The organism is Pseudoalteromonas phenolica, assembly GCF_044788725.1.
GTDB classification, from domain to species: domain Bacteria; phylum Pseudomonadota; class Gammaproteobacteria; order Enterobacterales; family Alteromonadaceae; genus Pseudoalteromonas; species Pseudoalteromonas phenolica_C.
The window spans coordinates 1,861,858-1,882,732 of sequence record NZ_CP173161.1 but is presented as its reverse complement, the minus strand read 5'-3'; the positions used below and the strand labels follow the sequence as shown (position 1 = coordinate 1,882,732).

The following is a 20,875-nucleotide window of genomic DNA, read 5'->3' as shown; positions in this document are numbered from 1 at the left end:
AATGAAATCAGATTTAAAAAACACAATCCAGAATTTAGGCCCTGGCATTTTAATGGCAACGGCTGCCGTTGGTGGTTCGCACTTAGTTGCTTCGACCCAAGCAGGAGCATTATTTGGCTGGCAGCTTTTCGCGTTCATTATCATTGTGAACTTATTGAAATATCCATTTTTCAAGTTTGCAGTTGCATATACGGCCAGAACAAATAAAAGCTTAGTTGAAGGCTATAAAGAACATAACACAACATTATTTTACTTGTTCACTTTGCTTAATATCATCTCGGCAGTCGTTAACACTGCTGGGGTTCTATTGCTTACAGCACTTCTGTTGCAATACGTCATACCATTCCAAGTCAGTTTGACAACTTTATCCATAGGTATTTTATTTTCGTGCTTATTGATTTTACTACTTGGGCACTACAAGGCACTTGATAAAGCAAGTAAGGTCATTATGGGATTTCTGACCTTATCGACACTTGTCGCCTTTATTGTTGCTTTATCAAATGGCCAAGTACATCCTGAACCAGCTACTCAGATTTCTCCTTTTTCAATGGCAATGCTTGGTTTTATGGTGGCATTAATGGGTTGGATGCCTGCACCAATTGAAATTTCTGCGATAAATTCTCTATGGATAAAAGCGAAACACCGCCATAAGCGCATAGATATTAAACAAACACTTTTTGATTTCAAATTAGGTTACGGGCTTACATTGCTACTCGCCCTGCTGTTTTTCTCGCTTGGAGTATTACTTCAATATGGTCAGGATAAACCAATTGAACTTGCTGGCGTTGCATTTTCTAAGCAACTTATTGATATGTATGCGCTTACGATTGGTGAATGGTCGCGTTGGTTAATTGCAACAGTGGCATTCTTGTGTATGTTTGGCACCACCATTACTGTTTTAGATGGGTATAGTCGAACATTGAATGAATCCTACACCCTTGTAAACAAGTCACCTAAGAGTCTTATGTGGGTGATTTTGATTATGCAATCTGTTTTAGGTCTCATTGTTATTTTATTTTTCAAAGCGAATATCAAAGATATGCTGATGCTTGCGATGACTCTGTCTTTTTTAACTACACCTTTTTTTGCATGGTTAAATTATCAATTGATAAAGGGCGAAGTATTCCAGTCTGAGTCCACGTTTATAAAAATTCTGACTGGCTTAGGTTTTATGTTTTTAGTTGGTATTTCTGTATTATTTGTGTTTTGGAAAGTGTTTTAAATATGTGAGGGTTAAATACCCTCACAATTATTCAAGAAAAAAATAGCCGTTAAGAAATCAACATCTATAAGGTTGAAAAGAAATTTTCTGGTTTATGACGAACTGGTTTTGTACACATCACAGTGGGCGTGCCTAAATATAAATAACCGACTATTTCATCTTTGCTATCTAGCCCTAATAACTCTTTTACCTTTTTACTTTGAGCAAAATAACCAGTTCTCCAAACCCCTGAAAGACCTTGTGCAAAAGCGGCTTGTTGCATTGCAAATACACTACAAGCAGCACTTTCAATTTGCTCTATTCTTGGCACTTTAGGGTGCTCCATGTAAGGGCTAACAGCAATAATAAGCATCGGAGCTCTTTGCGGCAGTTCTTTTGCCCTACTTATTGTTCTTTCGTCTTGTTGTTCAGCAACAGCTGCTTGATAATAAATTTCACCCAATTTATCGCGTCCATCTTCTTCGACAACAATAAATTTCCATGGCGCTAAACCGCCATGGTCTGGTACCTTCAATGCTGCTTTTTTAATTACTTCAAGTTGCTCTAAATTTGGACCAGGAAAAGACAAATTACTGTCTGATTGTCTTGTTGTAAGAAGCTCTAATGCATCCATGATAATTCTCTTTAGTAAACATACTACTAGAATAACAAGAAATCAGACTTATTCGCATCCCCAGATTAATGAAATCGTTTAAATATCCAATAATCTAAACTTACAAACCTACCCGCACCTGTGAATAACAGGCTTAATAACATAGCTAAATATATGGCTGCGAATTCAATACCGTTATTCAATATTGCAACAGAGCCTTTTTCTAGCAGGTAACTCGGAAAGCCGTGGGTCTCAATTATTTCATTTATTTTTGAAAGCCTTTGCGATACTTCACTAGAATTTTCTAGACTTTGCTGTGCAGCTTCAATATTGAACCAGCTAAGCACTTTTGCTGGACTAGAGTCACCAGAACTTGGGGCAATTGCAAACCAACCGTTATGCCAATGAACACTGGTTATGGCAACCAGCATAGTGAAAATCAATGGTATTGAAACTAAACGCGTGAATAAACCAAGCAATAATAGCCAGCCACCTAAAAACTCGGTCCACCCAGCTAAAAAAGCAAGTAAATCAGGAAAAGGTAATCCTAAGCCCCACTCTGTATTACCAAACCAAGACACTACATTTTCATCAGCAAGCAACCGAGAAAACAAAGATACATCTAAATTACCCAGATTTAATTTATTGAAGCCCGCAATAATCATTGTGGGCGCAAGGATCAGCCTAAACAGTAAGGGTGATATGAAGTCAACTGACACAAGCTTTGACTTGATGGTTTTTACATAATTAGGATCTTTAAATTGCATATGAGTTCTCTCTGCTTTTTTCTATAAGACCTAAGTAACCAACATTTAATTTCTCGTTCTTAAAATAAAAACTGCTTAATTTTGTCGTCAAGTAATTTACTGTCTAGAGGTTTGGTTAGTACATCATTCATACCCGCTTCTAAACATTTTTCTTTATCTTCTAATCCAGCATTGGCGGTCAAGGCAATAATAGGAAGTTCATTTAAATACAACTCTTGTCTGATTGCCTTTGCAGCTGTAACACCATCCATCACTGGCATCATCATATCCATCAAGACTAAATCAAATTTATCATTTGTAAGTACAGTAAGGGCTTCTTTTCCGTCGTTGACTATTGTGACTTGGTAGTCCCTCTTTTCAAGAATCGCTTTGATCACAAATTGGTTTGCAATGTTATCTTCCGCAACCAGTACTTTTAGTGACGTTTTAGGCAAGTTTGATAACTCAGCATATTCATTATTTTCATCCGGTAACTCAATTGAGGTGTATGGCACTCTGATAATAAACTCTGTACCTTCTCCCACCGTTGAATAACAAGTTATACTTCCACCCATTAGGTTCAATAACCTGCGCGTTATACTTAACCCCAATCCGACGCCCTGCTGCCGGCCTTTTTGTCTAGAGTGAAATTGCGTAAACGGCTCGAACAGTTTCGAGATATCTTCTTCGCTTATCCCTATACCTGTATCAATAACTCGGAAGATTATTTGATTGTCACTTTTGTTAAGATAGAGTTTAACGCTGCCTTCATGAGTAAACTTAAATGCATTACTCAAGAGGTTAAGCAGTATTTGCGACAACCTGACACCATCGCATTTTATTCTCTCAGGTACACTCTGATCGATTGTGCACTCAAACTCGATACCATGTTTGATAGCCTGAGTTTCAAATTGCTTAACCAAATTCTTGGTTAAGTTAATCAGATTAGTATCTGCTAGCTCAAGTTTTAGGGTACCTGATTCTATTTTGGCAAAATCTAACGTATCTGAGATCACACCTTGCAATAACCGTGTACTACTGCGCATGTAATCAATCAACTCATGTTGTTTTGAACTCGGGTTTGTGTCTTCAAGAAGCTCAAGCATGCCTAAAATGGCATTCATAGGTGTCCTAATTTCATGAGACATAACAGCCAAAAAATCTGACTTTGCGGCATTGGCTTTTTCTGCCCGCTCTTTTTCTTTTTGTAAGTCTATTTCCCGCTGTTTGGCATAACTGATGTCTCTACCTATGCCCATATACCCAATATACTTACCTTCTTCATCAAATTGTGCTTTACCACTAATACTTATCCAAAAAGTTTTGCCGTCGGGCGCTTTTGCTTCATATTCAAAGTTGTGTATTTCTTGGTGGTTATTGACGAAATTAAGAAACATGCCCCATTTCTTTTGCTGCTGTTGCTCATCGTATGAGCGAATTTCAATGGGGGTTTTTCCAATAAAGTGTTGATATGTATGAGCTTGAAACTCATCTTCAGCACTCGATATATATTCGTACCTAAGTTGGTTATCTGTTTCCCAAAACCAATCTGATGCGAGCTCTGCGAATGCTTGGAATCGTGCCTGACTGACAGTTAAAGCAGCGGTTTTTTCATTGAGAAGCCTAGATGTGTGCGCTATGTATTCAAGCTTTAAAAATGTATGGCGGAATATGGGTAAAAGCGAATGGACAAGCGTTAATTCTTTAGGTGTTAATAACGCCCTATTTTTGTAATAACAAATTATAAACCCATTTGTGTCATTAACTTTTGTGTATACCAGAAAGGCCTTTAAATCTAGTTGATTAGGTTTTGAGAAAGTGACATTCGACAGTGAAACAGGAAGCGCATCAACTTTTTTATCAATAAGATACTGAGTCTGTAAATCATGCCATAACTCATCAAGATCATTGAAAAGATCTGCTCTTAAATCACTAGTTGAGGCTAACTCATAAAACCCCTTAGCTTCATTTATAAATGCAGCAATATGGTAAACATTAAGATAATCGCTCAAACCAATTTTTAGTCTTAACAAAGCTTCATGATGGTTTTTAGAGTTGTTAATGCTATCAATAAACTCAAGTGCTTTTGACGATAAGACACTCTCCATGTACTTTCCTTCATACCTTAACTTGATACTTCTAATTTAGACCAATTACCAGAATAACTCAGCTTTTTCGTTCCTGATAATATCTATAGCTTCTAGCACTAAATTAGTAATCTTCATTATTAATAACTTATTTGCAATGCAAAATGCGAAAGTTACAGAAATTAAACTATAGTTTAACCTGATTCACACAATTATGTTGGCCTAGTTATTGATTGGTATAACTGGTGTTAGAAGGAGGCAGTTATGAGAATCGTGTGTATTGGTGGTGGTCATGGTTTATCAACCGTGTTAGAAGCCTTGAATTCTGGAAATCATCATTTAAGTGCAATCATTGCGACCACTGATAATGGTGGCAGCACAGGACGGCTTAGAGCTGATAAAAGACTGGTTGCGCTGGGCGATATAAGGCGTTGCATTGACTCTCTTGCCAATAAGAACCATCTCATGTCTGTGTTATCACAACACCGTTTTGGCTTCGAACATGATGTAAAAGGACATAGCGTTGGTAATCTCATACTAAGTGCCTTGTGTGAACTTACTCAGAGCCCAAGCAAAGCAATTCAAGAATACGCTAGATTATTAAACGTAGACCATGCTATTTACCCAATGAGTGAATCACCAGTCGATTTAATTGCAACCGCAAAAAATGGCACTCGCATCGAAGGTGAATGTGAAGTTGATGCATTAAGTGATTTACCTCAAGCACTATACCTAAGTGATAAAACTATTTCTGCAGTCCCCGAAGCTGTCCGTGATATCTACAATGCTGACATGATTTTAATTGGCCCCGGCAGTGCCTTAACAAGCGTTACCCCCCCTCTACTGGTCAATGATATTAAAAACGCGTTGTTGAACACCTCTGCATGCCGTGTTTTTATCGAAAATGTTTGTAAAGAAAACAGTGTAATGTCGAGTATTTCTCCGTGCGAACATGCCGCTTGGCTCGCTGACTTAATTGGCTATAAGTTTTTTGATTTATGTTTGAGTGTTGATGCTCTCGGCGCGATGGACACCAGAGTAGATTTTAATAATTTAAACAACAAATCAATAAGTACTCATAACAAACAACAACTTAAGTTTGTGATCGAGAGCATGATTGCGCATCCTAAAAAAGAGAAGTTACCCTCTCTAATACATTAGCCATTGCTAAGCTGAGTGTTTTTAGTTAATTCAGTTTAGGTAACGAAGTGAGTGTTTTTTTATGCACTTCACTGAGTAGTGAAATTTTAGACTCTAGATTTGCTAATTCTGGACTGCTTTTTGCTGTAGTCTCTATATCAGCAGCAATGTCCGCTAATTGGTCAGCACCGTAAGAGCGAGCACAGCTCTTTAAACTATGTGCAAGTCGCTCAATTTCGTTTTGTTGGACTGAATTTGCAGTAAGTTGCTCTACCAGCTTCGTACTTTCAGTAAGAAAAACTTGCATCAACTGAGCTAAAACGTCGACACCTACATCATCTTTTAATTGTTGTATGGTATTTGGGTTAAACATATATACGCTCCAAATGAGGTGACTATGAAATCAGTAAAGACCATTCTTTTCTTAGATTCAAGCCTTTATGGAGGTATTGAAACACATATCGTGCAATTAGTAAGGCTATTAAGAAGTCACAACCTTGATGTTGAAGTCTTGTTTTTTCAAGATCATGGGAATACACAACTCTATCGTAATTTAGATGATGCCCAATGCACTTACACATTTCTTGACGGTAAAGTCGCCTCACTATATAAGTTTTTAAAAAAGCAAAAAGCGCCTTTCAATCTTCATACCCATGGTTATAAAGCAGGCATTATCGGGCGTTTAACCTGCAAGTTATTAAGTGCTCGTTGTATCTCAACATACCATGCAGGAGAAGCAGGTACAGGCTTAGTCTATTTTTATAATTATATAGATAAACTCACCAGTTTCTTGTCAAAAAACTTTGTTGTGTCTGATAGATTATTGTCACAAGTGCACAATGCTGAAGTGCTAGATAATTTTGTTGATATAACAAATTCTATGGCCTTCGAACATAGTGAAAAATTAAGAGTCGGTTTTGTTGGCAGACTGTCTCACGAAAAAGGACCTGACAATTTTGTGGAGCTTGCTCGAAGGTTAGATAAATATCCAAGTATAAGTTTTAATGTGTTTGGTGATGGACCTATGGCAGCTGATTTACAATTATCTGAGTCCACCAATATTAAATTTCATGGCCACCAAGCCAACTCTGATTTTTGGGAGAAAATCGATGTACTTATTATCAGCTCCCGAGCAGAAGGGTTACCTATGGTGCTATTAGAAGCGATGGCTAGATCTAAATGTGTGATTAGTTTCGATGTGGGCGCTGTAGCCAAAGTTATTTCTCACAATACCAATGGATTTATATGCACTCACAATTGTATTGATGAATTAAGCGATACCCTTGTTAGTTGGTCTAATGCAGACAAAGACAAGAAGAAACAAATAACTCAAAATGCATTTCAAACGATCCAGCAAAATTTCAGCGGGTCAAAACAGTTTGAACAATTAACGCGCGCATACTTTGGCTAATATATTTGCTTATTCGATTTAAAACCTAGTTTATTAGATAAGCTTCTATTTCTTTTGCTTTTTTTGAAAAGTAATTGGCTTTATCGCTTGCACCAACTGAGCCGTAATAATTCGCTGCAATCTTATAACACTGTGCTGTTTTAGCCCAATTTTCTTGTTCAGAAAAGAAACGTACCATATCCCTTAACGCTGTTTGTAATTCTGGTTTTTGATTATCAGAAAGTAATTTCAGATATCGTATGCCCACGTAAGTTAATATTTCTAAATTTGCGAGTTTATTCTCTTCGTAAAGCGTGTAAAGAAAATTGAATTCGTTATCTAAATTGCTTGATAAATCACTATTTGAATTTTGCTTATCTGCCTCAGTCTCAAGTTCTTGTTGCAACCAATTTGCATATATCTTTTGTTCTTCTGTTTTAAAAAATGTCTTATTTGAATTTAATAGTTCTAGCGCTTCTTCATGTTGTCCAAGGTGTTTTAGAACTGTTATTTGCAAAATATTGAATTCTTCAGAGGTCTCTGGTATTTCGTGTGCTAGAAGCTCTTTTGCTGAACTTAGTTTGACTAAAGACTGTGCTTTCTTACCTAGTTGACTGAATACTGACGCCTGCCTTGCCAGAATAAACAATTGCAACCTTAGATTGTTTCTTTTTAATGCAAATTCATACGACAACTCATAGTGTTTTAACGCTTTTGAAAACTCATGATTAACTCGGTTTTTTTCTGCAAGTTGATACCAAGTTAATGCTAGTTTATTCACTTCATTATTTACTTTTTTTTCGTTAGTTACATGAGAGCATGCAACTAAAAAAATAAGTAATATGGTAATTACTATTGAATGTTTCATTGCACTTCTACCGTAAGCGCATTATTTACCTCTTTAATCCCACCTTTTAAAATTGGATTATTATTTAATGCTTGTAATGTTTTTTCAAGCTCAGACAGCACTTGTTGGCTTTGATAAATAGTCATCATCAATTGTGCTCTTTCTGTATGTACCTCTGATAACATTCCTTTTACTAAGTCTAAGTTTTGATTAATGTTACCTAAAACCAATGGCAGTTGATTATTTGTTACTCTACCGACCAGTTCATCTGGCGACTTATAGTTACTAATAACTGACTCAGAGGTGATCAATAATTTATCTACTCTAATTAAAGACTCATTTAATTTCTCAGCAATAATTGGAAGTGTTTTTAACCAAATTTCTGTTTGCTCAATGGTTTGATCTGCTTTAGTTACTATGCCGCTTTTTTCTATTGAGTCTGTGATCCGTAATAACTGCTCACTTATTTTTGCTACTCGGTCAAGTGCTCTAAATAAAGACCCTGCGTTAGGGTTATCTTCTTTTTGAAGATTGGTAAGCAGGGAATTTATATTTTCAAGAATAGAATCAAGGTCGTCTTTGGGTAATATAGCCCCATGTGAAGCTTCAAGGGCTTTTGCGGCATCACTGCTTTCATGAAGTATTAGCGCCCCTTCTCTTATTTCTGGCACATCTTCCTTACTGTAAGAGAACTCAGGCGTATAAAGTGTGAACGAGTAAACCTCATCAAATATCGGGTGCTGCTCGCTTTTTAAAATAGAATGCTTTGTTAATAGTGGAATGTATTCTGATAAGATCCAAAACTCAGCTCTGATTTTTTTTGTTTCGAAGTTAAAGTCGTATGATTCAACCCGCCCTATTTCTATACCCTTAAAATAAATTAGCGGCATAGATTTTAAACCGAGTGCATCATCAAGCTCAGTATAAAATTGTTTTTTATCTGCAAAAGTATAATTTGAACTCAATACAGAAATAACCGTAATAGCTAGAAACAAAACACCTATTGATACAAACACAATCACTGATTTATGCTCTTTCGCTAAGTTATGCTGCATAACATAAACCCGATTTAAGCTGATAAACTGAGTCAGCCAGGGTTGAAATAACCCGTCTATTAGAAAATAGGATCTGAGTTACTCCTGAACTCTTTAAGTTTTTAATCAAATTTATTTCATAGTCCGCCCAATGACTGTCGACTTCACAGATTGGTGAGTCCCAAATAATAACTTTAGGTTGAAGTATGGTTGCCCTTATTACACCTACTAGTGAAGCCATACCAATCGATAAATGATCGGTTCTTAGTTCTAACTGATTGTGTAGCCCTATTTCTTCACATTTAGATTCAATGATTTTAAGTTTGTCTTGATAACTTAAATCGTTGCAAAATTGATTAAGTGGTAAAAGTAAATTCTCTTTTAAAGTCAGATTAGAGATCAGTGCTGGCAGTTGAAAAATAGCGCCTGTTTGTTTTTTATAGTTGTAATATTGCGATTTATCCATATCAGGTAAACACACATTGTTGTATACAACACAGCCATTTTGGGGTCTGACAATGTCACAGAGCATACTAAAAAGAAGCGACTTACCAGAGCCCGATACACCTTTAATTACACAACATTCACCAGATTGAACTTCTAAGTTCAAGCCGTTAAAAACATCTCGTCCTTGCAGTTTATGATGTATTTCTCGTAATGAAAGGTTCATAACACACCTAAGTCAATTAATAGGGTCGAACTCAAAACTAAATGGACTATACAAATTATAGTTAAACTTTGACCAACTGCTTTTATATTTCTTTGCGGTACTTCTGTCGTTGCCTTATTAACTTTTAAACCGTGAAAACATGAAATGAGAGCAACTAACAACCCACATAAAACAACCTTAGCAAACATTATGATCAAATCTACAAGCGTGAGTTGGTTTAAAAGTTCACTTATAAAACGTACCAAATGCATATGATTGAACAGTGACACTGTAAGGAAACTACTTATGGTGCCAGCTAACACAAAATAGCTCATCAATAAAATAACTGAAAAAAACATGCCCAATACTCTGGGGACAACAAGATATGAAATGAGAGAAATCCCCATTGCATTAAGTGCATCCATTTCTTTTGCCACAACCATGTTGCCAAGCTCTGTGGTGATAGCAGTCCCTGAGCGCGCTAAAACAATAAAGCAAACAATAAATGGTCCACCATCACGGACAATACTGACTATCAGTATGTCGTATATCAATGCTTGTTGCCCTATAGAGGTGAGGATTGGGTAACCCTGCGCTATGATTAAAACGCTCAATACAAAAGAGATTGTAAAAATGAGAGATAAGGCTTCAAGGCCTGTGAATCTGATCTGTTTAAATAATACTTCTGCGCTGATTGATTTATGACTATGAAAATCAAAACAATCAGCGATGACATAATAGGAAAATGGAATAAACCCTAATCTGAGCATTCCCCCTCCTCTTGATGTCTTAAGTGAACTAGTTTGTTGTGAATTTACTTAAATCAACATAGTCGATTTGTTCAGGTTTTAAAAACTGCTTCGCATAATTGAGATAAACGCCAGACTTTAAAAATATCTCAAATAAATCTGGATCTAAATGATTATGCTGCGTCATTTTCGACATAATCATTAAACACTCACTGAGAGGTTTTGCATCTTTATAAGGCCTGTCAGCGGCGGTTAACGCCTCAAAGATATCAGCAATCGCCATCATTCTTGCTGGTACTGACATTTGCTCTCTCGTTAACCCCTTTGGATAACCGGTTCCATCCATCTTTTCATGATGGCCACCAGCAAACTCTGGAACACGTTTTAAATGTTTAGGAAATGGCAGAGCTTCAAGCATCGATATGGTAATATCCATGTGCTTATTGATGATGTCTCTTTCTTCGTTGGTTAACGTGCCTTTAGTGATATTTAAATTGTAGACTTCATTGTCTGACAAGATTGGCTGGACTTCGCCGTCAATTGTTATTTTAAAGCGCTCTGCAAGGTCTAATACACGTTGTTTGAAAGCATCAGACATAAACTCACCACCTAAGTTTATTTGCTTTAAAAATGACAACTCAGATTCTAGATAATCAATTTCTTGCTGATAATCATTTTCTAACTGTGCAAGCTTTTCGATACCAGGGCCTTTTGCATCAAGCTTATTTTTCAAATAAGTAATCTCTACATCTCTTTTAGCTATCTCAATCTTACTCTTTATCAGATCGATTCTATCGAAAATACACTCCAGCTTTGTCGATTTGTCCATTACGGACTCTGGGATAGCAATTTTGCCACAATCATGTAACCAGCCAGCCACTGACAATTCATGTTTATCAGCGTCGTTCATTGTAAAGTCTTTAAGTGGGCCTGTTTGATATTGATGAACGGCTTCAGCAATCATCATGGTCAATATAGGCACCCTCCTACAGTGACCACCAGTGTACGGAGACTTTTCATCAATGGCTTTTGCAATTAAGCGTGTAAAAGACTGAAACAGCTCTTCCATATTATCAATAAGCTGCCTGTTGGTGAGCGCCACAGCCGCCAAAGCACCAATTGAACTTATTAAATTTACCTGTGTTTTTGTAAAAGGCACAACTTGCCCATTTACTCTAGGATTAATAAGCTGTAAAACCCCGTTAAGTTCATCTTCGTGGTTTTCAAGTGGGATAGTTAATACGGATTGCGTGTGATAACCCGTTTTTTCATCCATTTGCCTAGCAGCCGTTAAATCATATTCAGCACACGCATAAACATCTTCAATACAAATGGGCTTTCTAGTCGCTGCCGATATTGCCACAAGTGCTTTTTCATTCGGTTTTTTATTGATAAATATAGGGATAGGTGCATACGGAATGTCTTTGTCTGAAGTGCCACCTAAATGAAGCTTTAGCGGTTTATTAATTAATGTCGCAAACCCTAAGTACTCATGCTCTATTACTGAATATATGGTCCCTCCATCACACTCTGTCAAGGCCATGGCACTTAACAATATATTTTCAAGTAAACGCTCAGTACAACGTTCTGAAGCAAGATCAGTTGCTAACTTTAATAAATGCTCTAGTGCAAGTTGACTGTCATTTACATCGATAGTATTTGGATTTTCAGCAATCGCTTGGGTCATTTTTAAACCTTATTTAGTAACATGTTTATAGCTACCATCCCAATCTTCACCCAGCTCAATCGTTCTTAGATTTTCAATTCGCTCGCAAAAAATAGAATACAGTTTTTCTTCTGGGTGATTATTCATAAGTGTAGTAAATACTAGTAATGATTCATCCCAATTTTGATTTAAATATGAAGACCATGCTTTTTTATGTAAATTAACAGTATTAATTTTTTCAGATTCTAAGTCCGGCGTTAATCCCATTGGCTCATAGATAGAGACAGCTGTTTCTTTTCCTTTCACTTTAACTCGGTCTATAGGCCTAAAAGTGATGTCTTTACAGTTTAAGTAGGTAATTTCACTTACAAGTATTTTTGCGCCGTAGTATTTAGTTATACCCTCTAATCTTGATCCTAAATTCACTGCATCGCCTATCACAGTGTAGGCTCTACGATAAACTGAACCCATATCCCCGACATTCATATCTCCAGAATTTATACCAATACCAATTTCTAGTTTTGGCATACTCAGTTTTAAAAGCTCTGTTTCTAATGCTTGAACTCTGCTCTGCATTTTAATTGCGCATAACACAGCGAGTTGTTCATGCTCATTCACTTTTAGAGGTGCATTCCAAAAAGCCATAACCATATCACCGACATATTTATCAATCGTGCCTTCATGCTCAAATATAATTTGCGTTATGGGTGTAAAATAAAGATTCAGTAACGCTTTTAGCTCAGATGCGTTTAACTGTTCTGAAATAGCAGTAAAGTTGCGAATATCTGCAAATAAAACTGTCATATATCTTTTTTCTCCAGACATAGACAGCGATTTGGGGTTATCTAACATCGATTGAATATGGGCAGGTGGAACATATTGATCAAAAATATTCTTGATTTGAATCTTTTGCTTATGTTCGTTTAGAAAACTCAAACTACCTAGCACGACTACTTGAAGGATCAACATTGCTAAAATCGAGACTTGAGGAAAATCTAAATAATGCTGACTCCAACCATAAATACTTAATGATAAAAACGAGCTGATAGAAACAAACGAGTATAAAACAATACCTGTCAGTTCAAGTGTGGGTAAAACAAAAACTCCTACCAGCCCCACAATGAGAAGCACTAAAACCACAGCGCCGTCTATCCAATCTGGTCTACTAGGTAACAACTCTGGAAAAATTAATCCTTCTAATAAATTTGCATGGACTTCAACACCTGGATATTGGACTCCTACAGGGGTTGTTCTTAAATCAGCATGACCAACTGCGGATGTACCAATAAATACAATAGATTGATCAAATAAAGTTGCATCCAATTTACTATCTAGTACATCACTTGCTGAAACATACGGAAAACTAAATGCAGGACCTCTAAATGGAATCGCCACTCTACCATAATCATCGGTTGGAATTGTTTCCATACCAAGTTTTAGTCCAGTTATCGTATAGTCATCGCCAAACTCTGTTGACTCCACTTTTATATAATCCGATAGGGTGTAAAGTCTTGCGACTTCGAGTGATAAAGAAGGATAAAACTGCCCATTGTGCTTTGCCAATAACATAGCGTATCGGACGAATCCATCTTCATCAGGCGCACTATTGATAAAACCATTTCCAAGTGCACTTTGTTGTAAAAGGTCAAGACCAGCTACATAACCTGAGAATTCTGGGGCTGGTAACGCTTCAAATGAAACATCGCTTTGAAAAACAGATTCTGGCAGCGTGCCAACTTGTAAAGTTTGATTATGCTCTAACAATAAACCTATTACAGAGTCACTTTCAGATAAAGCAGTAGAAAATGTTTTATCTGCGTCATAGTTGTCTCTAATCTCGCTAAGCGTGTTATTAAGTAGCTCATTGTTACTTTTATTGATTACCCTATCAATCGGGTTTATTTCAGGCTCAGAAAACAAAACATCGTAAGCAATGACGGATACACCAGCATCTACCAGTTTTTTATGTAACTGCGCAACGACAGAGCGACTCCATGGGAATCTGCCAAGCTTTTTAATACTCTTTTCATCGATATCAACAATAATGATTGGTAAGAAAGCGCGTTTGGGGTGCATTTTTAAAGTTGACTGAAGTCTTAAGTCATAGGCTAAGCCTTCTAGGCGCTTAAAAAAATCGCCCTGCTTACTGCCAGGAACTAAAAAAGACATATGTATTAAGATGCTTAAGATTATTATAAGAAGGCCACTAAACCATTGATACTTGTACTGTGACCAACTTGCTCTCACACTCATATGAGCGTTAATCCTTCATAGGCAAATTGTATATTAAACGGGTACTCACCTTGCTGTAACTCAGATTGTATCTTGTCAATTTGTTCATCCGTTCTATCTGGATCATGACTAACAAGAACTAAGTTTTTAACTTGAGCTTGTATGGCAAGATCTAACGCATGCTGTATTTGACTATGCCCCCAGCCTCTTTTAAATGGGTAATCTTCAGGTAAGTATTGACCATCATGAATTAAGTAGTCTGCTTTGCTGCAAAACTGAACCCACTGCTCAAAAGTGGTAGCAACAGGGTAAGGAGGAAATAACTCATTGTCAGTTGCATAAACAATCGACTTGTCATCTGCAATAATTTTATAAGCGCTTCCCCCCCCAGGATGGTTCATTCTGCAACGTGATATCTGAAAAGATTGATATTTCCAAGAATTGTTTTTTATCGGAGTAATTGAAATAGTTGCTGAAAGCTCATTTGAATTTATCGGGAAAAAGCTCCCTTTCATTTGCTTAAGAATAGCCTTTGGCTCATTTTCTTCTGTTAAGCCCGGTATAATATTTATGTTTTTTTCTGGCATATAGGCAGGTATGAAGTATGGGAAGCCTTGAATATGATCCCAATGATTATGACTAAGCAGAATACATATATCATTCGCATATTTTTGTATGTCTTTACCTAGGTTTCTAATGCCCGTTCCTGCATCTAAAATTAAAAAATCAGAGTCTTTATTTTCTAATAGTATGCTGGTCGTATTTCCGCCATATTTGACTGTACCTTTCCCAGGAGTTGGCACAGAGCCTCTTACACCATAAAAGGTTAATTTCATCAAAAAACTCCTGTTACTGCTCAGTTATTTGAATAGCGGCCACACTGATTCTTTTGTTAATAGTATCTTGTAATACGAGTAAGAAACTGTCGGTATTAATATGATACTGGACATCTTTTAGTTCAGCGACAGTGCTTATATCGAGTGCTTGGAAGCCAGAGCCATTAAACTGTAAATCTAAGGTACCCGCACTTTCAGCCAATAATAATCTCGATATATAAGAAACTTTACTCATCGAAGATTGTGAGAAGATAACCAACCTATTATTTGAATCAAAGAATGCATGCTTTATTTCAACAAAATCATCAAAATAATTACTAAATTTATAAACACCACCTGTTGCAAAACTGGCATCTAATGTTCCTAAATTATCAAGTTTTGCTATGTAGTTTTCTCCACCAGCTATTCCAAGAATATAGAAACTACCTTGCGCATCGACTAGATAGCTTTCGACAGTTAATTCAGAGCCAGCATCGGTGCCTACATCTATCACTGCAATACCTGAATCTCCAAAACTAGTAACCAAATTACCTTGTGTATCTACATTAGCTACGACAACCCTTGGTGTCGCATATGATTGAGCATCGGTTCCAATACCAAAGATCCCAGCAGCGGTTAAATGCATTTCATCTAGTTTAAAAGCGGTGTCTAAACACTCAAAGCCTGAAGGTGGTTCAAAAGCAAAATCATTAACCTTATCACCGATTTCAGAGAGTACTACCCCCACAGATTTTGTAATGCAACCATCATATACATCGGTAAGTAAAAGCTGTTCTTGGGTCGGTAAAGTCTGCAAGTCTAAAATTCGAATTGTTTCGCCTGTAAATTCTGAAGCTGATAAATAACTGGCTTCACTACCGTGTGCATAGAAATTATCGGATAAGCCTTCTGATGTAAGCTTTGCTATATATGCAGAACTTTCACCTTCATTACCAGTCAAAAACAAAGAATCATCACTATTTACCTGCAAACTCGTTGCGACTGCATCTGAATAAAAATTAAGCCTACTTAAACCTTGCTCAGCAAAAGCTTTATTCACTTCTCCAGAAAAGTCTAAACTGTAAATGTAAGGCACTCTCTCGTTCTGCCAGTTAAGCGCAAACCCAGCTAGAAGAATATCTCCATTACTTTGCTTTGCCGATGAAGTCACCCATTCTTCGGAGGACGATGAATTAAGTGTAGTTTGTCCTAGGTAACCAAAATTTGATTCAAACGCGCCAGACAAGTTAATTTTCGCCAGCCACTGACTTGCATAATAGTTGTAACCAACATGTCCATGATTATGCCCAAAAATAACTAAGCCCGATGGCGTAGATAATGTCCCATGCCCTCTTATACCATCAATTTCATAGACTGTTACACCACTAAATGGCACATTCCAGTTGTTGTCAATTACGCCATCTAGACCAACTTTCATTAACTGAACTGCATAATTGCTACTATAAATTTCTCTATTGATAGTCACATAAACAGCCCCATCGATTTCTTTTAAGTCAATTCCTTGAGCACTTAAGCTTAATAAATCTTCTGATGATGAATGTGTCGGTAATTCAGATTCAGAATAGATGTGATAACCAACACCATTAAAGCTTGTATCTAAGTTCCCCTCAAGATCGAGTTTTGCTAAAAAAAGGCTATATCTGTTAGGTGTTGAAAAGTCTCCAAGTTGAGTTAAATGATCTCCACTAATTAGCAACTGATTACTGGCCAATAATGTGACAGCTTTAATTCGATTGTCTACATTTTCACCGGCCAAATCTATTTGTAAGTAGCCTGAAGTTTGAAAATTCGTATCTAATGTAAGGTCATTCAAATTATATTTTGACAGAAAAATATCTGAGTTTTCGCTCACATTCTTCGTATTACCAAAAACCATTAATTGATCACTAGGTAATAAAATCGCGCCCGTTAGTTCACTGCCAATTTCTGCTGCTACATCTGTATTGTGGGTCACTGTATAAGCATTTACATCAAATCTAATTAAACGACCCTCTAGCAAACCGCCATTGTCTAGGTTAATTACACTAAATAAAGTATTTGACTGCAAAAACAATGATACTGATGTCGCCCTTTTACCTGTCTCTGAAACTACGATGAAATAACCATCATTGGCAAAACTCGTGTCTAATTGTCCAGACTCAGTCAATCGTAATATGAATAAATCTTGAGATGCACCTTGATCAATATAACCTGTTACATAAATCAGCTTATTGTTTTCATCATAAACCAGGTTTTGTGCAACAACATTTTGTGGTAAATCGTTTATCAAAATGCCTAAATCAGTTTCAAATACCCCTTCATTGGCAAATTGGGTATCGATATCACCAAATGGATTAACTTTTGTTATTGCTGCTCGGTGAATGTTTCGGCCTTGAATTTCATCATAATGCCCTATTCCACTTGCGATTAGATAACCACCATCAGGTAAAGCCACTGCATTACCAACTTCATGATATTCCAAAGAGGCTCTTAGATTAATTTTCGCGATCCCAGATTGCGCAAAGTCAGCATTAATGGATGCAACTTCAATAGGCTGCACTTCTTCGACATTTACTGTTAACGTTGACTGAGCACATAGTGGAGGGTCAATTAGATCACACACTTTGGTATCTAAAATATACTGAGCGTTACCATTGGTTATAATTGTTTCAATATCAGCAACTCTCACTTCACCCACATTATTAACTGAGAAAAGCGCAGCAAAATCTCCTAATAACTCAAAATTTAAATCATCTCCATCAGGATCAGAAGCGATTAGGCTTGCAATAAGTTCATCGTTAATCACTTCTGTGGTGATGTCTACCGTGCTTGCTTCAATGGTGGGCGCATAGTTTTTATTTTCAACTAGAATCGAGACTTGGGTTAATTCTGAGCTTTCCCCTTTGTTATTAAGCGCCTTGTAACTGAAGGTATCAGTTCCTACAAAGTTAAAACCCGGTGTGTAACTTATTTCTCCTGTTTGATTAGCGATTGTTACTTCACCATGTTCTGGCTGAACTTCAATATTCAATGGGTTATCGGCCAAAGGAACACCTTTAAAATCATCATTATCTAGCAAGTTAATTGTAACATCTTGATTTTTGTATGTTTCAGCACTGTCACTCACTGCAACCGGCGAATTATCAACAACAATAATTTCTATGCTTACAGTTGCCAGATTCGATAACGCACCATCATTATCCCTGAACTGGTAAGTGAAAGTGTCAGACAATGTATTTAGGTCTAGATGCTTATACAAAACTGTTCCGTCAGATAAAACCTCCAAGCTACCAAATTGAGCTGTATTAACAATTTCTACGCTCGCAGAGTTTATTGTGCCATCAATATCTGAATCATTTTGCAAAACATTTAACAGCGACTCTCCTCCTTGTTGTACTTGAAAAGAGTCATTCACAGCAATGGGAGTGCTGTTAACGCGTGTAACTGTGATTGTGACACTGGCAGGAGTCGAAACAGCTCCTTCGTTATCGGTAATGCTGTAAGTTAATGAGTCAGAACCGAAAAAGTTTTCATTTGGGGTATATATCAAACTGCTTTGATCGATTGAAAATGACGCATTTCCATTTTCAGGCGCAGTCACAATTTTGACTAAACTCAAATCTATAGAACCATCTGTATCAACATCATTATCTAAAATATGAATCTCTACAGGTGTAGATTGCTGAGTTTCAGCCATGTCATTATTTGCAACGGGTGGTTTGTTAGGCCCTGTGACATTGACATAGACTGTTGCATGATTGGATTGTGCACCATCAATATCGCTAACCACATATGTAAAGTAATCTTGCCCTCTAAAGTCACTATTACTTTTATAGGTTATTACCCCTGATGATGCATTAACTGACGCGATACCATGACTTGCTTGATCAACGATTTGAATTGAAGCAGTATCGATTTCATTATCAATATCAAAATCATTATTCAGTACATTAATTTCAATGGCTTGATTTTGACTAACAGTAACTTCATCTATCTGAGCTAATGGAGCATCGTTGATTGAATAAATATTAATTAAGACGAATGCTGAATTCTTAACACCATCATTGTTTTCTAATTCATAAACAAAATAGTCAGTACCAAAGAAGTTTTCATTGGGTATATATCTAAATGCCCCTGAGCCAGTCAATTCTAATATGCCATTTGCAGTTGTTTTTGAAATTGCTAAATTCAGTGAGTCTAGATTGTCTCCTAGATCATTGTTTAATATACCTGGTGCATCTATAGATAAGATCACATCTTCATCGACTGAAAACACATCATTTACGCTTACATGAGCGGGCTGCAAAGCTTCTGATGTAACAATAAGCGTTACTTCAGCTGTATCTACACCGCCTTTTCCATCTTCTACCTGATATGTAAAAGAGTCTTCGCCTGTAAAGTCTCTATCCGGTTCATAAGTAAATGCGCCCGTAGATAGAAGAACCAAGGTGCCATTTGTGACATCTTTTATCGGTGTTGTATTTATACTTAAATCATCACCATCAAAGTCAATATCATTAAGTAGCAAAGTATTTTCAGAATTATTAAATTCACGATTTGCAGGAACAATAAATTGATTAAATAAAGCTATTGGATCAGAGTTAATTTGCTTAATTTGAATCGTCACTGACGCTTCTGCAATGACCCCCTGCGGATTAACTATTCGATACCTGAAAGTGTCAAAGCCAAAATAATTATTGTTAGGGGTATAGATAAAATCTCCATTTTCAAATAGAGACAAGGCGCCATGCTGCGGCGAAATTACAGCTTTAGTTAAAAGTTTTATTGGTGCTAGACCATTATCACTGTCATTTTCAAGTAGATTGCCACGTAACTCATTGAACTGCTCTATTACAAATTCATCATTTTTTGCTGTAGGAGTAATAATCTCACTAGCTGGTATCAGTATATTGTTAGAAAAAGCGCTTTCACCACTTCCATCGATCCCTGTAATTAAGCCATAGTAGTTCTTGCGAGCCTCTAGCTGTTCGAAAACCTGTGAAGTCGTGGAGATTGAAAGCTGTCGTTGATTTGAAGCTGTCAAATCAAATTCGTCGATATTGTCTATTGGGCTATCAGAAAGGTAAGCATTATATCTAACCGCATTTTCTAATTGATTCCACCTCAGAGTTAATTGGCCTTCCTCCCTTAATACTTCATTTAAAATGACTTTACTTGGCAACCAATTTATCTGACGACTCTGAGCGACGGTGACATTTCCCGCTTGATCTTGTACCCATATCTGTAATTGAATTGAGCCTGGTGATTGACCAAAATTAAATGGATTTACACCCGTTTCGAAGAGTCTAAAAGGTACGCTACACGATTCTTGACAAATAATTTGAGCTTTATCACTTCCTGAAAATCCAAGCCAGATTTTTTCAATGCCTTCTTCGTCTTCTATACGACTGGCTTCAACTGTAATATTGCCTCGCACAGTTTCATTGCTCAGAGGTACCAAGATATCAGCAGTCGAGTTAATAAATTCGAGTGGGATTAAGCTTGTGGAAGAGAATAATTTTCCTGATACTTTTCTTGAATAGTCAAAACTTTGTAGCGAGTCAGAAATATTCTTTGTGGCTATTTCTTCTACTGTGCTCTTACTTTCTACACTTTGAGTTTCTTTTGCTTGCTCTGCACCACCACACCCGTTAAGAAAACTTACTAAGATGAGAATGAATGGGTATTTTGAAATATTCATGATCC

General features: G+C 36.9%; 15 protein-coding genes. 3 read left to right on the top strand and 12 right to left on the bottom strand.

Annotated elements, in window-relative coordinates:
• The first annotated feature begins 1 nt into the window (after position 1).
• On the top strand, positions 2–1,222 hold the full coding sequence (locus ACH784_RS08560; protein ID WP_404395042.1) for an NRAMP family divalent metal transporter: 1,221 nt from the start codon (positions 2–4) through the stop codon (positions 1,220–1,222).
• A gap of 64 nt (positions 1,223–1,286) precedes the next feature.
• Here the strand turns inward: ACH784_RS08560 and ACH784_RS08555 are convergent, their stop codons facing one another.
• The 3 genes from ACH784_RS08555 to ACH784_RS08545 all read right to left on the bottom strand — a co-directional run bounded on the left by ACH784_RS08555 (position 1,287) and on the right by ACH784_RS08545 (position 4,668).
• Entirely contained in the window at positions 1,287–1,835 is a 549-nt protein-coding gene (locus ACH784_RS08555) for an NAD(P)H nitroreductase (protein WP_404395040.1), read from the bottom strand.
• A gap of 65 nt (positions 1,836–1,900) precedes the next feature.
• Complete coding sequence (locus tag ACH784_RS08550; protein ID WP_404395038.1) at positions 1,901–2,581, bottom strand: DoxX family protein; 681 nt, start codon at positions 2,579–2,581, stop codon at positions 1,901–1,903.
• Between the two features lie 59 nt (positions 2,582–2,640).
• Positions 2,641–4,668, bottom strand: coding sequence for an ATP-binding protein (locus ACH784_RS08545; RefSeq protein WP_404395037.1), 2,028 nt, complete (start codon positions 4,666–4,668; stop codon positions 2,641–2,643).
• A 243-nt stretch (positions 4,669–4,911) separates the two neighbouring features.
• Here ACH784_RS08545 and yvcK point away from each other — a divergent pair, with 243 nt between their 5' ends.
• Positions 4,912–5,808, top strand: coding sequence for a uridine diphosphate-N-acetylglucosamine-binding protein YvcK (gene yvcK / locus ACH784_RS08540; protein WP_404395036.1), 897 nt, complete (start codon positions 4,912–4,914; stop codon positions 5,806–5,808).
• Between the two features lie 25 nt (positions 5,809–5,833).
• Here the strand turns inward: yvcK and ACH784_RS08535 are convergent, their stop codons facing one another.
• Positions 5,834–6,160 carry an Hpt domain-containing protein gene (locus ACH784_RS08535; protein ID WP_404395035.1) on the bottom strand — a complete coding sequence of 109 codons (327 nt, stop codon included), beginning with the start codon at positions 6,158–6,160 and terminating at the stop codon, positions 5,834–5,836.
• A 24-nt stretch (positions 6,161–6,184) separates the two neighbouring features.
• Here ACH784_RS08535 and ACH784_RS08530 point away from each other — a divergent pair, with 24 nt between their 5' ends.
• On the top strand, positions 6,185–7,198 hold the full coding sequence (locus tag ACH784_RS08530) for a glycosyltransferase family 4 protein (protein ID WP_404395033.1): 1,014 nt from the start codon (positions 6,185–6,187) through the stop codon (positions 7,196–7,198).
• A gap of 25 nt (positions 7,199–7,223) precedes the next feature.
• On the opposite strand, the gene ACH784_RS08525 is transcribed toward ACH784_RS08530, so the two are convergent.
• From ACH784_RS08525 to ACH784_RS08490, 8 genes are all read right to left on the bottom strand, one after another.
• Complete coding sequence (locus tag ACH784_RS08525) at positions 7,224–8,045, bottom strand: hypothetical protein (protein WP_404395031.1); 822 nt, start codon at positions 8,043–8,045, stop codon at positions 7,224–7,226.
• A complete protein-coding gene (locus tag ACH784_RS08520) occupies positions 8,042–9,079 on the bottom strand; it encodes an MlaD family protein (protein WP_404395029.1) in 1,038 nt (345 codons plus the stop codon). The genes ACH784_RS08525 and ACH784_RS08520 overlap by 4 nt, the downstream gene beginning before the upstream one ends.
• Complete coding sequence (locus tag ACH784_RS08515; RefSeq protein ID WP_404395027.1) at positions 9,069–9,728, bottom strand: ATP-binding cassette domain-containing protein; 660 nt, start codon at positions 9,726–9,728, stop codon at positions 9,069–9,071. Before ACH784_RS08515 ends, ACH784_RS08520 begins: the two co-directional genes overlap by 11 nt.
• Entirely contained in the window at positions 9,725–10,477 is a 753-nt protein-coding gene (locus ACH784_RS08510; protein WP_404395025.1) for an ABC transporter permease, read from the bottom strand. The genes ACH784_RS08515 and ACH784_RS08510 overlap by 4 nt, the downstream gene beginning before the upstream one ends.
• Before the next feature lie 28 nt (positions 10,478–10,505).
• Positions 10,506–12,143 carry an HD domain-containing phosphohydrolase gene (locus tag ACH784_RS08505; RefSeq protein ID WP_404395023.1) on the bottom strand — a complete coding sequence of 546 codons (1,638 nt, stop codon included), beginning with the start codon at positions 12,141–12,143 and terminating at the stop codon, positions 10,506–10,508.
• Positions 12,144–12,152: 9 nt separating this feature from the next.
• Positions 12,153–14,291 (bottom strand): CHASE2 domain-containing protein, encoded by a 2,139-nt coding sequence (locus ACH784_RS08500; RefSeq protein WP_404395020.1) that lies wholly within the window; start codon positions 14,289–14,291, stop codon positions 12,153–12,155.
• A gap of 80 nt (positions 14,292–14,371) precedes the next feature.
• Complete coding sequence (locus tag ACH784_RS08495) at positions 14,372–15,190, bottom strand: MBL fold metallo-hydrolase (protein ID WP_404395018.1); 819 nt, start codon at positions 15,188–15,190, stop codon at positions 14,372–14,374.
• A 13-nt stretch (positions 15,191–15,203) separates the two neighbouring features.
• Entirely contained in the window at positions 15,204–20,870 is a 5,667-nt protein-coding gene (locus ACH784_RS08490) for an Ig-like domain-containing protein (RefSeq protein ID WP_404395016.1), read from the bottom strand.
• Positions 20,871–20,875: the final 5 nt, after the last annotated feature.